At 70.2% G+C, this 12,477-nt stretch carries 16 protein-coding genes; 7 read left to right on the forward strand and 9 right to left on the reverse strand.

The window, feature by feature from the left end:
• Window positions 1-61 precede the first annotated feature (61 nt).
• The 3 genes from PV796_RS03675 to PV796_RS03685 are packed head-to-tail and all read right to left on the reverse strand — an operon-like array spanning window position 62 to window position 1,370.
• Entirely contained in the window at window positions 62-496 is a 435-nt protein-coding gene (locus tag PV796_RS03675) for an anti-sigma factor antagonist (protein ID WP_274911396.1), read from the reverse strand.
• Between the two features lie 45 nt (window positions 497-541).
• Window positions 542-970, reverse strand: coding sequence for an ATP-binding protein (locus tag PV796_RS03680; protein ID WP_274911397.1), 429 nt, complete (start codon window positions 968-970; stop codon window positions 542-544).
• A 58-nt stretch (window positions 971-1,028) separates the two neighbouring features.
• Window positions 1,029-1,370: an ArsR/SmtB family transcription factor gene (locus PV796_RS03685; protein WP_274911398.1), complete on the reverse strand. Its 342-nt coding sequence runs from the start codon at window positions 1,368-1,370 to the stop codon at window positions 1,029-1,031.
• A gap of 367 nt (window positions 1,371-1,737) precedes the next feature.
• Between PV796_RS03685 and PV796_RS03690 the strand changes: the two genes are divergently transcribed.
• A complete protein-coding gene (locus PV796_RS03690; RefSeq protein ID WP_274911399.1) occupies window positions 1,738-2,178 on the forward strand; it encodes an ATP-binding protein in 441 nt (146 codons plus the stop codon).
• A 499-nt stretch (window positions 2,179-2,677) separates the two neighbouring features.
• On the opposite strand, the gene PV796_RS03695 is transcribed toward PV796_RS03690, so the two are convergent.
• On the reverse strand, window positions 2,678-3,115 hold the full coding sequence (locus PV796_RS03695) for an ArsI/CadI family heavy metal resistance metalloenzyme (RefSeq protein WP_274911400.1): 438 nt from the start codon (window positions 3,113-3,115) through the stop codon (window positions 2,678-2,680).
• Between the two features lie 84 nt (window positions 3,116-3,199).
• Between PV796_RS03695 and PV796_RS03700 the strand changes: the two genes are divergently transcribed.
• The 3 genes from PV796_RS03700 to PV796_RS03710 are packed head-to-tail and all read left to right on the forward strand — an operon-like array spanning window position 3,200 to window position 5,137.
• On the forward strand, window positions 3,200-3,601 hold the full coding sequence (locus PV796_RS03700; RefSeq protein ID WP_274911402.1) for an ArsR/SmtB family transcription factor: 402 nt from the start codon (window positions 3,200-3,202) through the stop codon (window positions 3,599-3,601).
• Window positions 3,598-4,716, forward strand: a complete 1,119-nt coding sequence (arsB, locus tag PV796_RS03705) for an ACR3 family arsenite efflux transporter (protein ID WP_274911403.1) — start codon at window positions 3,598-3,600, stop codon at window positions 4,714-4,716. The genes PV796_RS03700 and arsB overlap by 4 nt, the downstream gene beginning before the upstream one ends.
• On the forward strand, window positions 4,709-5,137 hold the full coding sequence (locus tag PV796_RS03710) for an arsenate reductase ArsC (RefSeq protein ID WP_274911404.1): 429 nt from the start codon (window positions 4,709-4,711) through the stop codon (window positions 5,135-5,137). Before arsB ends, PV796_RS03710 begins: the two co-directional genes overlap by 8 nt.
• 493 nt (window positions 5,138-5,630) lie before the next feature.
• Here PV796_RS03710 and PV796_RS03715 read toward each other — a convergent pair whose 3' ends face one another.
• Window positions 5,631-6,098 carry a GNAT family N-acetyltransferase gene (locus PV796_RS03715; protein ID WP_274911405.1) on the reverse strand — a complete coding sequence of 156 codons (468 nt, stop codon included), beginning with the start codon at window positions 6,096-6,098 and terminating at the stop codon, window positions 5,631-5,633.
• 185 nt (window positions 6,099-6,283) lie between these two features.
• Complete coding sequence (locus PV796_RS03720; RefSeq protein WP_274911406.1) at window positions 6,284-7,243, reverse strand: helix-turn-helix transcriptional regulator; 960 nt, start codon at window positions 7,241-7,243, stop codon at window positions 6,284-6,286.
• Window positions 7,244-7,388: 145 nt separating this feature from the next.
• Here PV796_RS03720 and PV796_RS03725 point away from each other — a divergent pair, with 145 nt between their 5' ends.
• On the forward strand, window positions 7,389-8,108 hold the full coding sequence (locus PV796_RS03725) for an NADPH-dependent F420 reductase (protein WP_274911408.1): 720 nt from the start codon (window positions 7,389-7,391) through the stop codon (window positions 8,106-8,108).
• A gap of 67 nt (window positions 8,109-8,175) precedes the next feature.
• On the forward strand, window positions 8,176-9,372 hold the full coding sequence (locus tag PV796_RS03730; RefSeq protein ID WP_274911409.1) for a winged helix DNA-binding domain-containing protein: 1,197 nt from the start codon (window positions 8,176-8,178) through the stop codon (window positions 9,370-9,372).
• A gap of 66 nt (window positions 9,373-9,438) precedes the next feature.
• Here PV796_RS03730 and PV796_RS03735 read toward each other — a convergent pair whose 3' ends face one another.
• Both PV796_RS03735 and PV796_RS03740 read right to left on the reverse strand, forming a co-directional pair.
• A complete protein-coding gene (locus PV796_RS03735) occupies window positions 9,439-9,858 on the reverse strand; it encodes a hypothetical protein (protein ID WP_274911410.1) in 420 nt (139 codons plus the stop codon).
• A gap of 85 nt (window positions 9,859-9,943) precedes the next feature.
• Entirely contained in the window at window positions 9,944-10,351 is a 408-nt protein-coding gene (locus tag PV796_RS03740; RefSeq protein WP_274911411.1) for a hypothetical protein, read from the reverse strand.
• 366 nt (window positions 10,352-10,717) lie between these two features.
• Between PV796_RS03740 and PV796_RS03745 the strand changes: the two genes are divergently transcribed.
• On the forward strand, window positions 10,718-11,782 hold the full coding sequence (locus tag PV796_RS03745; RefSeq protein WP_274911412.1) for an RICIN domain-containing protein: 1,065 nt from the start codon (window positions 10,718-10,720) through the stop codon (window positions 11,780-11,782).
• Between the two features lie 156 nt (window positions 11,783-11,938).
• Here PV796_RS03745 and PV796_RS03750 read toward each other — a convergent pair whose 3' ends face one another.
• Window positions 11,939-12,400 carry a MarR family winged helix-turn-helix transcriptional regulator gene (locus PV796_RS03750; RefSeq protein ID WP_274911414.1) on the reverse strand — a complete coding sequence of 154 codons (462 nt, stop codon included), beginning with the start codon at window positions 12,398-12,400 and terminating at the stop codon, window positions 11,939-11,941.
• Window positions 12,401-12,477: the final 77 nt, after the last annotated feature.

Below are 12,477 nucleotides of genomic sequence, written 5' to 3' on the forward strand. Positions count from 1 at the left end.
GCGGCAAGCCGGACGGGAAAGGGGCCGGGCCGTGGCTGCCGCGCACCGCTCGCCGTCGGGGCTACGCCGGCCGGTCCTTCGGGGCGGGCCACCCGGTGGTGCGCCACTCGTGACGTTCCCGGCGTGCTGCGCGCTCCGCCTCGGGCTCGTCGCGCTGCGGCGCATCGTGGGCCGCGCGCGCGGCGGCCAGGTCGGCATGGATCGGGAGGGGCGAGCCGTCGCCGGCCGGGACGAGGGAGCCGTCGGCGGGGATCGCGGCCAGTTCCAGGGCGCGGCCCGCCGCGGCAAGCTGGCGGGCGGCCTCGGCGATGGCCAACTGCCCCTCGCTGGAGCAACTGCGCAGTTCGCCCAGGTCGACGATGACCGGACCGGTGCCGCGGGCCAGCACCCAGCCGATCGCACCGGTGAAGCGACGGGCCGCGTCCGGGCCCAGGTACCCGGCGACGGACAGCACGCCGAGGTCCTCCTCGACGGTGTAGCGCCATTCGATGGTCATGTGAACTCCCTTGCGCGGGCGGCCTGTCGGAGTAGAGGGGCGGGGTCAGAGGGGCAGGGTGATCCAGATGCTCTTGCCGCCGACCATGACGTCCGCACGGACGACCGCCGTGCCGCCGAGGCCGAGGACGAGTTCCATGACCGTGGCCAGTCCGCCGCCGGCGCGGGTGCTGGCAACGGTCCCGTCCAAGGGCGGCCGGTAGGGATGGGTGTCATGGACGGCGAGGACCAGGCGGTCCCGGCCGGCCCCGTAGATCACCGTGACCTGCGGGGAGTGTGCGGCGGCGTGCCGGATGCTGTTGGTGACCAGCTCGCTCAGGATCAGCAACGCCGGGTCGATCGAGGGGTGTTGCAGGCCGATGCCCCATCCGTTCAGGGTCAGCTCGGCGGTTTCGCGGGCTATCCGCACGGCGGACGGCTCGGTGGGCAGCGTGAGCACGTGCCGGTAGGGCAGCGTTGCCAGGGGTGTGAGCATCACGCCTCCGCGCCGGCGGGTTGGCGGCCGGTGATCGACCGGCCGGTCCGGGATGTCGTCATCGCGTCGCGCTACCGGCGTCCCGCAGCTCGGTCAGCAACGCGTTCCGGCCGGCCAGCATTTCGGTCAGGATCCGGCGCGCCGCCCTCATCAGGTCCGCGACGTCCCCGCCGGCCAGTTCGTAGACGACCGTCGGGCCCTCCCGCGTCGCGGTGACGATCCCGGAGCGGCGCAGCACCGCCAACTGCTGGGAGAGGCCCGAGGGTTCCACCTCGATCTCGGCGAGCAGGTCCCGCACCGGCTTCGGCCCGTCCTGCAACAGCTCCAACACCCGTATCCGCACGGGATGGCCGAGCATCCGGAAGAACTCGGCCTTGGCCTGGTACAGCGGAACGGACATGGCTCCTCGGGTTTCCCCCATGACGCCCGTTGGGGACGTCACTCGGCAAGGCCGCGCCCGCGGCTGCCTACGGGCACGGCGACACGGCATTTCGGTATCTCCAGGCCGAACAGCATCCAACTGATTGCGAAATTTTGCAATTCCTCATCCGGCCAATACAGGGCGGCTCCCACCCCCCATACACTTGCAGGGTTCTGCAAGTCACCGGTTGCCATGAAGCGCCATCACCCATGAGTGGAGGAGACACGATGCTCGTCGGGCACGCCGCCCCTCTGACGCGGCACGGCACCGCGGGGCCCACGCCGACGAGGGCTTCGTGATTCACGCAGACTGGTTTCCGCCGTGGGGCAGCCCGCACGACGCCCCGGTGACCGACGGTCAGGACGCCCGGCCGTCGCAGCGGCAGGACACGTTCACGCTGCTCACCGGACCCGGGGCGGTGCTCCGCGCCCGGGAGGGGACGGCAACGCGACTGGCCCGGTGCGGGATAGCCACCGGATCGTCACTGTCGGACGCGGCGCTGCTGGTGGTGAGCGAGTTGGTGGCCAACGTCCTGCGGCACGCCGCGGAGAAGTCACCCACGGCGGAGGTCACGGTGGAGCGGGGGGTCGGACATCTGGTCGTGGCGGTGGCCGACCATGACCCCCGGCTTCCGGCCATGGAATCCGCAACACCGGGCACGGGGTTGGGCACCGTGCGGGAGCTGGCCGCCTGGTACGACGGGGCGCTCAGCGTGGAGCCCGACTGGACCGGCCAGGGCAAGCGGATCCTGGCCAGTTTCGTCGTCACGGAGGACGATGTCCCGTAGCGCTGGGGCGCGTTGGGACCTTCGAGGCGTGCCCCGTCGGGCGCGGTACCGGGCGTCGAAGTGGGGCGAGTGGGCGGTCAGCTTGTCCAGCAGCTCGATGAGGGTGTGCTGTTCCGTCTCGCTGAGGGAGCCGGCCCAGGCACCCTCGCGTGCGTTGTGCGCGCGGAACGCGGCGCCGATCGCCGCGCGGCCGGTCCCGGTGAGTTCCGGGAACACCGCGCGGCCGTCGTAGGGGGCGCGTTCCTTGGCGAGGAGGCCGTCGTGACTTCTGGGGCAACGCCGTGATCGGGTCCTGGTACAAGGAGGCCGCCCCGGTCCTCGAACTCGACGGCAACCCCAGCCCGTCACCGCCCCCGTCCTCGACGAATCGGCCACCGCAGTGGGCGCGGACGGCCTGGGCTGAGCACGAGATCCCCACAACTCCCTGGCCTCCCTCGGACTCACCGCAGCCCGCCGCTGCCGGTTGGTGGTTGTCGTCGGAGTGGTGGACGGGTGGGGCTCAGGTGGCGGGCTGACCGTCGGTGCAGCAGGCGTTGTCGCCTTCCAGGGCGGGGGCCTTGCCCATCTGGTCGGCGTCGGCCTTGACGACGTAGACCTCCCAGGGTTCCCGGCCCGGGCCGTGGACCCAGACCTTGTCCTGGAGGGCGTAGCAGCAGGAGGTGTCGTTCTCCTCGAAGGTGGCCAGGCCGGCTTCCTTGAGCCGGTCGATGGCGGCGGTGACCAGATCGGTGGAGGCGACCTCGACGCCGAGGTGGTCCAGGCGGGTCTCCTGGTCGGGCTCGCCCTCGATCAGGACGAGCTTCAACGGCGGCTCGGTGACGGCGAAGTTGGCGTAGCCGGGGCGGCGCTTGGTCGGTTCGACGCCGAAGAGCTTGGAGTAGAACGCCACCGACGCCTCAAGATCGGGGACGTTCAGGGCGAGCTGGACGCGGGACATGACGCCCTCCTCATCGCATGACATTGCATTGATGCTTGTCGATGCAACCTTGCATCTTGGATCGAAGTTCGTCAACATAGAGGAATGTCGAATCAAGAGCTTGAGGTGCTGGGCCAGGCCCAGGAGTGCTGTCCCGGGCTGCTGACCGCGCCCATGGACGAGGGCCAGGCCATCGAGCTGGCGAAGGTCTTCAAGGCGCTGGGCGATCCGGTGCGGCTGCGGCTGCTGTCGATGATCGCCTCCCGGGCCGGCGGCGAGGTGTGCGTCTGCGATCTGACGCCGGCGTTCGACCTGTCGCAGCCGACGATCTCCCACCACCTCAAGCTGCTGCGGCAGGCCGGGCTGATCGACTGCGAACGCCGTGGGACGTGGGTCTACTACTGGCTGCTGCCCGAGATGACCGACCGCCTCGCCGGCATCCTGACCCGCCCGACCGGGCAGCCCCTGCCGAAGACCGACCAGAAGCCCGCGGGAGCCACCTCATGACCGGGAGGAACACAACGGTGGCCGGACCGGTCGCGGCCCAGATGTCGTTCCTGGACCGCTTCTTGGCCGTGTGGATCCTGCTGGCCATGGCCGCCGGCCTCGGCCTTGGACGCCTGGTGCCGGGGCTGGGGGACGCGCTGGCGAAGGTGACCGTCACCGGCGTCTCGCTGCCGATCGCGCTCGGGCTGCTGGTGATGATGTACCCGGTGCTGGCCAAGGTCCGCTACGACCGCCTGGACACCGTCACCCGCGACCGCCGCCTGTTGATCCCCTCACTGGCGATCAACTGGCTCGTCGGCCCGGCCGTGATGTTCGCCCTCGCCTGGCTCTTCCTGCCCGATCTGCCGGAGTACCGGACCGGGTTGATCATCGTCGGCCTGGCCCGCTGCATCGCCATGGTCATCATCTGGAACGACCTGGCCTGCGGCGACCGCGAGGCCGCCGCCGTCCTCGTCGCGCTCAACTCCGTCTTCCAGGTCCTGGCGTTCAGCCTGCTGGGTTGGTTCTACCTCTCGGTCCTGCCCGGCTGGCTCGGCCTGGAACAGACCGGGCTGAACGTCTCGGTGTGGGAGATCGCCCGCAGCGTACTGATCTTCCTCGGCATCCCCCTGCTCGCGGGGTTCCTCACCCGGCGCCTGGGCGAGAAGGCCAAGGACCGCACCTGGTACGAGACGCAACTGGTCCCCCGGATCGGCCCGTTCGCCCTGTGGGGGCTGTTGTTCACGATCGTCGTGCTCTTCGCCCTCCAGGGGGACGCGATCACCTCCCGCCCGCTGGACGTCGCGCGGATCGCGCTGCCGCTGCTGGTGTACTTCGCCCTGATGTGGGCCGGGTCGATGGCCCTGGGCAAGGCCGTCGGCCTGGACTACCCGCGGGCGACGACGCTGTCGTTCACCGCGGCCGGCAACAACTTCGAACTCGCCATCGCCGTCGCCATCGCCACCTTCGGCGCGACCTCCGGCCAGGCCCTGGCCGGCGTCGTCGGCCCCCTCATCGAGGTCCCGGTCCTGATCGGCCTGGTCTACGTCGCGCTGGCCGCCCGCCGCTTCTTCCCCGACAACGCCCTCCACCCGGCCGCCGAGCCGGCCGGCCTGAAAGAGCCCGCACGTGACTAACTCCCGCAAGCCGTCGGTGCTGTTCGTCTGCGTCCACAACGCCGGACGCTCCCAGATGGCCGCCGCCTTCCTCACCCACCTCGGCGGCGACCGGGTCGAGGTCCGCTCCGCCGGTTCCGCTCCCGCCGACACCGTCAACCCGGCCGTGGTCGAGGCGATGGCCGAGAAGGGGATCGACCTGTCCGCTCAGGTCCCGAAGGTACTGACCACCGAGGCGGTGCAAGCCGCCGACGCGGTGATCACCATGGGGTGCGGCGACGCCTGCCCCGTCTTCCCCGGTAAGAAGTACCTGGACTGGCAGCTCGACGACCCCGCCGGCCGGGGAGTTGACGCCGTCCGACCCATCCGCGAGGAGATCGAACGCCGCGTTCGTGCCCTACTGGACGACCTCGGCATTCCGCCACGCCCGCAGGCGCGGTAAGCCAAGGCGGCAACGCCCCCTGCACGACCACCGGGATGCCCTCCGCAGTGGCCTCCAGGAGGCGACGTCCCGGGTCCGTCCGTGCCGGGCTCCGCGACCCCGTACGGCGGTACCACCGCGACTCGGCGGCCGGTGACGCCGAGACCTCCCACCTCGATTGCGCCGTCCAGCGGTGGAGGACCACACCGCCACCCGGCACCGCCCACGTCTACCTCGCCACCGACGGCCGCCGCCGCAGCCACCGACCGCTCATCTTCGCTGACAGGTTCAACTAAGGGCCCAGCGACCTCGACGGGCTGTGAACGTTCTTCGACAGGCCGACGGGAACCGGCTCCTCACCTCCGCGAGGCCGGCCACGACGCGATCCTGTGCGGCCTCGACGAGCGCCACATCCACATCCAGGCCAACGCCGGGGCCGAGGAACGGCCTTCTCCATACCTGCTGCTGCCGGGTGAGAGGTCCAGGCTCCGGTCGTCTCCCGGCCCGGGCGAGGTCAGGCAAGCTCCAGTTCGCCGACGCGTTGGTCTCCGCTCATCTCCCCGGTCAGCCGGAATCCCAGGCGGAGGTAGAAGTCCTCGGGGCCGTCGTCGCCGGGATGCCAACTGGCCGTCAGGCGGCCGCCGCCACGGCGCTTGATCTCGGCGGCCACCGCGCGGACGGCGAACCGGCCGTAGCCGCGGCCCTGTTCGCCGGCCGCGATGTTCAGGCGCCACAGCCCGGAGCGGATGTCGGTGGTGCCATCGCCGGCGAAGTCGATGTCGAAGAAGGCCATCAGGAAGCCGACGAGCCGGTCACCGTCGAAGATCAACCGGGGCCAGGCAACGCCGGGATGCGGATACGCCTCGGCGAGGGACTTGACAACCGGGGCGACCAAGTGCCCCTGGCCAGGGCGCACTTCCAGGGCGATGGCGGCGTCGAAGTTGTCGGGGGTGATCTCCGCCAAGCGGAGCGCGGTTGCCATGCCGGAAGCGTAGGGAAGCCGACCGGAGGAGCCAACGCATTTGCGCTTCCGAGCCTCGCCGTCACCAAGGGCGGAGCCGACGATCAGCCCACCACCCCCAACCCTCACTTGCACAGGCCGAGTTGGGTCGCGAACACTGGAGTCGCGTATCCCTGCACCGCCAACACCCCTGACCCATGGGCCAGTTAACCCGTGGCGCGCAGGGTGCGGTGGGCGACGTCACGCAGATGGGCGAGGACTTCGGGGTCGGCGTCCAGGGTGTACGGGGAGTCCAGGCAGGCGAGGGTCTGGGCGATGCGCGGCAGGGTGTCGTCGGAGGCGTCGACGCGGCAGGTGCGCTCGTCGACGGCCCGGATGCGGGTGGCCAGGCCGCGGGTGTGGGCGCGGACGTGTGCGGCGGGGGCGTGCACGGTGGCGACGGCACGGTAGCGGGTGGGGGCGGCGGACAGTCGGCTCGCGACGTAGGCGGCGGGGTCGCCACCGGGGACGGGGCGCGGCGGAACGCGCCGCCCGGTTGGCGTGGCGTCGGCGATGCGGTCGAGGCGGAAGAGACGCCAGTCCTTCTTGTCGAGGTCGTGCGCGAGGAGGTACCAGAGGTCGCCCGACGCCACCAGATGACAGGGCTCCACCCGGCGCCGGGCCGCGCCGCCGTGGCGGGTGCGGTAGTCGAAGGTGACGACCTCGTGATCGCGACAGGCCACGGCGAGGGTCGCGAGCAGGCCCGGGTCGGCGCGTGGCCCGCGGGACTCCCACGCGATGCCCGCAACGGATGACTGGAGGGCGGTGACTTGGCCGCGCAGGCGACGGGGTAGCACCTGTTCCAGTTTGGCCAAGGCACGCAGGGCGGTCTCTTCGATCCCCGTCAGCCCGCCGGCGGCGGTGCGCAGGGCGACGGCGATGGCGACCGCCTCCTCGTCGTCCAACAGCAGGGGAGGCAGGTCGCTGCCGGAGGCCAGGCGGTAACCGCCGGCGTGCCCGCGGGCGCTGTCGACGGGGTAGCCGAGCGCGCGCAGCCGGTCGATGTCGCGGCGGACGGTACGCACGGTCACCGACAGTCGCTCGGCGAGGTCGAGGCCGGACCACTCTCTCCGCGTCTGGAGCAGGGACAGCAGCCGCAGCATGCGGCCGGTCATGTCGCTCGTCATGAATTCCATGATGCCGGCGTCAAAGGACAGGGGCTGTCCGGAATCCCTCCTACCGTGGGCGGAGTCCGCACGGGACATCACGCGACATGGCATGACATGACGCAGCGCAACGGAACAACACGCTTTGCATCCGGAGGGATTTCTCATGAAGATCGCTGTTCTCGGCACCGGTGGCGGCGCCCGCTCCCACATCGCCAAGCTGCTGGAGCTGGGCCACGAGGTGGCCGTCGGCACCCGCGATCCGCAGGCCACGCTGGCCCGCACCGAGCCAGACATGATGGGCAACCCGCCCTTCCAGCAGTTCCTCGCCGAGCACCCCGGCGTCACGCTGCTGACCTTCGGCGAGGCCGCGGCCGCCGCCGACGGGCTGGTCGTCAACGGCATCGACGGCCACAACGCGGTCGCCGCCCTCACCCCCCTCGCCGACGTCCTCAGGGACAAGACCCTGATCGACTACGCCGTGCCGTTCGTCTACCAGCACAACAGCGAACACCCCTGGCCGACGCCGTGGGGCGTGATGCCCAAACTGGACCCGTGCGACACCGACAGCCTCGGCGAGCGGATCCAACGCGCCCTGCCCGACACCAAGGTGGTGAAGTCCTTCGTCACCCAGGAGCAGGCCACCGTGGTGGACCCGCAGACGGTCGGCGACGGGAACCACACCATGTTCGTCGCCGGTGACCACGCCGACGCGAAGCAGCAGACGACCGGGTTGCTGACGTCCTACGGCTGGCGGGACGTCCTCGACCTCGGCCCGCTGGTGTGCGCCCGCGGCATGGAGATGTACGCACACCTGCACTCGGCCATCGGCTTCGGCCTGGGGCAACAGTTCGGCGGCCACTTCGGCATCAAGGTCGTCCGCTGACCGCCGAGCGCGGCGCGCCAGACCGCCCCTCCCACCGTCCCACCCCCTCTCACCACCGCGAGCGACCATGACCGTCCTGCCCCGCATCACCGCCGGCCAGCGCCGCACCCGCCTCATGCACCGTCAACTCCTCGCGCCCGCCGGCCGGGTGCGGACGCCCGAGGCGGTCGCCGAGGCGCTGGTCGGCCTGCACGCCACCGACCCCGCCACCGTCTTCCTCGCCACGGCCGCCCGCATGCACCGGCCCACCGTCGCCACCATCGAGCGTGCGCTCTACGCCGACGACGCCACCGCGGGCACCAACGGAACGCCGACGTTGGAGCGCATCCGGTGCATGCGCCGCACCATGTTCGTCCTCCCCGCATGCCTGGCCCCGGCCGTCCGGTCCGCGACCGTCCGCGACACCCATCGGCACCGCGCCGACACCCTCGCGAGACTGCGCGACGCGGTCGGTTGGGACGAGCGCCGTTACGCGGCCGCCGAACAGGCCACGCTCGCCGCCCTCGTGGCCCGCGGCGCGGCCACCGCTACCCAACTCGCCGCGGACGTACCGGCGTTGCGCGAACAGCTCGTCACCTCTCCCGGCAAGCCGTACGAGTCCCGGCAGCGCGTCAGCAGCGCCGTCCTGGGGGTGCTCGCCGCCGAGGGCCGCATCCGTCGGGCCCGACCGGCCGGTTCGTGGACCTCCGCGCAGTTCCGGTGGGCGCCGGCCCAACCCCTGCCACCGATACCGGTGGTCGAGGCCAAGACCACACTGGCCCGCCACTACCTCAAGGCGTTCGGCCCGATCACCGTGGACGACCTGAAGTGGTGGACGGGTTGGGGCCTCACCGACGCCCGCAAGGCACTGGCCGCCGCCGGCGCCCAGGCCGTCGCCCTCGACGACCACGGCACCGGCTACCTCCTCCCCGAGGACCTCGACGCCCCCACCGCGCCCGAACCGGCGGTCGCCCTCCTCCCCGGCCTGGACCCCACGGCGATGGGTTGGCGCCACCGTGACTGGTACCTCGAACCCGACCACGCCAAGGCCCTCTTCGACCGCAACGGCAACATCGGCCCGACCGTCTGGTGGAACGGCCGCATCGTCGGTGCCTGGGCCCAACACCCCGAAGGCCACCTCAACCACCGGCTCCTCACCGACCCCGGCCGCGCAGCCCACACCGCCATCCGCAACGAGATCGACCGTCTGACCGCCTTCCTCGACGGCGCCCGGGTCACCCCCTGCTACCGCACGCCCCTCGAACGCCACCTCGCCGCCGCATGACCGAGCTCTACCGTGCCGGCCAGGCACGACAGGCACGGCAGGACGCCCGACTGGGCCGCGCGCCGATCACCCGCTCGACTGCGGCCAGTTGTGCTCCGGAACGGTGTCAAGGCTGTGCAGGCGGGTGCCGTCAGGGGCGTACGCGTTGAGGAGGTAGCCCCGGTCGAGGCGGACGCCTTCCTTGGAAAGGAAGAGGGTGAGCGAGTTCGCGATGTCGTCGAAGTTCTGATATCCGCCCTTCTTGTGGGTCCACACGCTCAGCACGGGGAAGCCCTTTTCGCCCTTCGCGTGCCGGATGCCATAGATGTCCGCGTCGCCGCCTGCCTGGCGATAGCGTGCGGCCAGTTCCGTGCCGGACCGGGAAGGGGTCGCCGTGGTGGTCGGCGGGCCCGAGGGGCGGGCATCGCCGACGACATCACAACCGGTGAGCAGAACAGAGAAGGCAAGAAAGCCAATTGACAGGAGTCGCTTCAGTACGCTCGTCACACTCGCATTTCCACCGCCAAGAGGCACGACGGCGTAAGAAAGGCAACGCCCCCTCGGGGAGGGGGCGTTCTTGGCGATCTTTGCTTTACTTGGCCGTGCGCTTCTTGCGCGCCGGCTTCGAAGCGGGGGCCTCGGAGTCGCGGGCCACGGCCACGAAGGACTTGACGGCCTCCTGGAGCTTGGCCACGTTCTCGGCGCCGAGGTCGGCCTCGTACCACTTGAGGTCGAGCACCTGACGGATGCCGATCTCCTTGGTGCCGTCCTCGTTCACCTCGCCGGTCTCGTACTCCTCGTCGACCATCGCGGGCACGGCGAACTTGACCGTCGCGACGCCGTCCGTCACCTCGGGGTTGAGGTCGTCCTGGAGAACCGAACGCCAGTAAGTCGCCTTCTTGACGATCTGACTTCCGACCGGAACGGGGGTTACTACCTCCTGAACACCCGGCTCATCCTTCTGCGACTCATCAACCTGGATGGTTTCCTTGACAGCCATATCGGCGCGCCCCTTTCTCGTTTGGTGCACCCCAAATTCTAGTAGAAATAGGGGAGTTGAATCCAATCGGCCACCGGAGGCGGGAGGCTCTCGATTTTCCTGGTTTCCGGACTCCCCGGACCGCCCTCGCCATTGTCCCGGATTTGTGTGCGGCGGTGCGGGCGGGAGAGCGACGGGCGAAGCGAATCGATGCGGAGCGGCGCTCGACTCGTGCGCAGGCAGCGCGGTCCCCACCATCCGAACCCGCCAACCACCCGACTGTGACGGACAACCCTCTCCTCAAGATCGTCAGTTGCGGATACTCTCCTCAACACGGTGGATTGCACCACCGACACTCCGAACCAGACAAGAGGGGGTTGTTCTGGCGTGAAACCGCACAGACCACCGGTCTTCCACAGAGCGTTAACCGTCCTGATAGCCGTTCTCGGCATCACCCTGGGCCTGACCACCCAGGCCGGTGCCGCACAGGCCGCGGACGACTGCACGGGCCTGTCCTGCCTGACGTTCACCTCCGCCAACAACGGCCGGAACCTGGACGTGCAGAACGGCAACGGCGGCGACGGCGTCTTCATCGTCACCAACTCCGCGCCGGGCTACCACCAGAAGTGGCAGGCCCGTCTCCAGGGTCCGGACTCGTCCTTCACCCTCGCCAACGAGGACACCGGCAAGTGCATCGAGGTCGGGCTCCCGCTCAAGCAGCGGACCTGCTCCGGATCGTCCGCACAGCGTTGGTACTTCCAGCCCGTCGACGGCACCACGGACACGTTCATGATCCGTAATGCCGGGGACAACAAGTGCATCGACGTGGTCCTCGGCGCGCAGTACAACGATGCCTGGACCCAGACCTACGGCTGCAACGGCAGCAAGGCCCAGCAGTGGAAGCTCCCCGGCACCGCCCGGGACGCGGCGCTGAAGGCCGCGGTCGACTACGCGTCCACCCGCTGCCAGAAGAACGGCGCCACCTGCTTCTGGACGAAGGGCACCCAGGCACCGGCCGAGCCGCTGCCCAAGCAGTGCGTCTCCCCCGTCTGGTACAACGGCACCGAATCGCCGGTGCCTTGGACGTTCTCGCTGAACACCTCCTCCGGCTGGTCGAGCCTGCTCGGCGTCACCTTCACCTCGGGCATCGGGACCGGCCCGGAGAGCCCCGTCCAGGCAAGCGTCAGCCTGACCCTCAACGGCCAAGTCAGCTACGACCTGAAGAAGGACCTCGGCAACAGCCTGACCATCGAGGTTCCGTCGCGCCAGTACGGTTGGGTGGCACTGTCGACGCTGGCGACGAAGGTGACCGGCGAGTGGACCTTCGATGTGAACGGGTTCCCGTGGAAGGCCAAGGACACCGTCACCGTTCCGCTGAAGAACGACGACCAGGGCCGGTCCAGCATCTACATGGCCAAGACCAGCCCGGACTTCACCAGTTGCAACGGCTGAGGCCGCCCCAGTCGAACGAAGAACGCTGACTACTGACGCTGACTGCTGACTGCTGCGAGCGCTGGCGCTCAGCAACAGCCCGGGGCCCGCTCGCGCGCCGAGCGGGCCCTTCGTCGGTTGCGCCCCCGCTCACCATCGCTTCGCCGTCAACGTCCGCTAACCCTCGGCCAGGCGGCGCATCAAACCCGCGGCGAGGAGCAGGACCCCGGCCTCCGTCTCGTTGAGTTGCTCCAGGGCACCGGCGAGCCAGGCATCCCGGTCGGCGACATCGGCGTGCAGGACGGCGAGGCCGGCGTCCGTGATCGCGATGGTCTGCTGGCGGCGGTCGCCCGTGCTGCGGGTGCGGACGATGAGTCCCTGCTCGGCGAGGTCGGCGAGGGTGCGGGTGAGGGACTGCGGCTGGAGCCGCTCCGCCGCGGCGAGGCGCCCGGGGGTCGCCGGGCCGTGCCGGCCGAGGCGGGACAGCACGAGCAGCTTGGTGGCGGGCAGCGCGCCGTCACCGCGCTCGGTGCGCATGCGTCGGGCCAGTGCCATCACCGCGCCGCGCAGCTCGGCCACGGCGGAGTCCGGCACCGCGGACGCCGTGCCGTCGGACGGAAAACCCTTCACCTTCTTCATGCGCACTCTCTTACTATTTCCACGCTAGGCTTCGACTGTCGACGATCAATTCCAGCCTACAACACCGAAGATGCAAG

Origin of the sequence: Streptomyces sp. WZ-12, from assembly GCF_028898845.1 — a bacterium.
Taxonomy (GTDB): Bacteria; Actinomycetota; Actinomycetes; order Streptomycetales; family Streptomycetaceae; genus Streptomyces.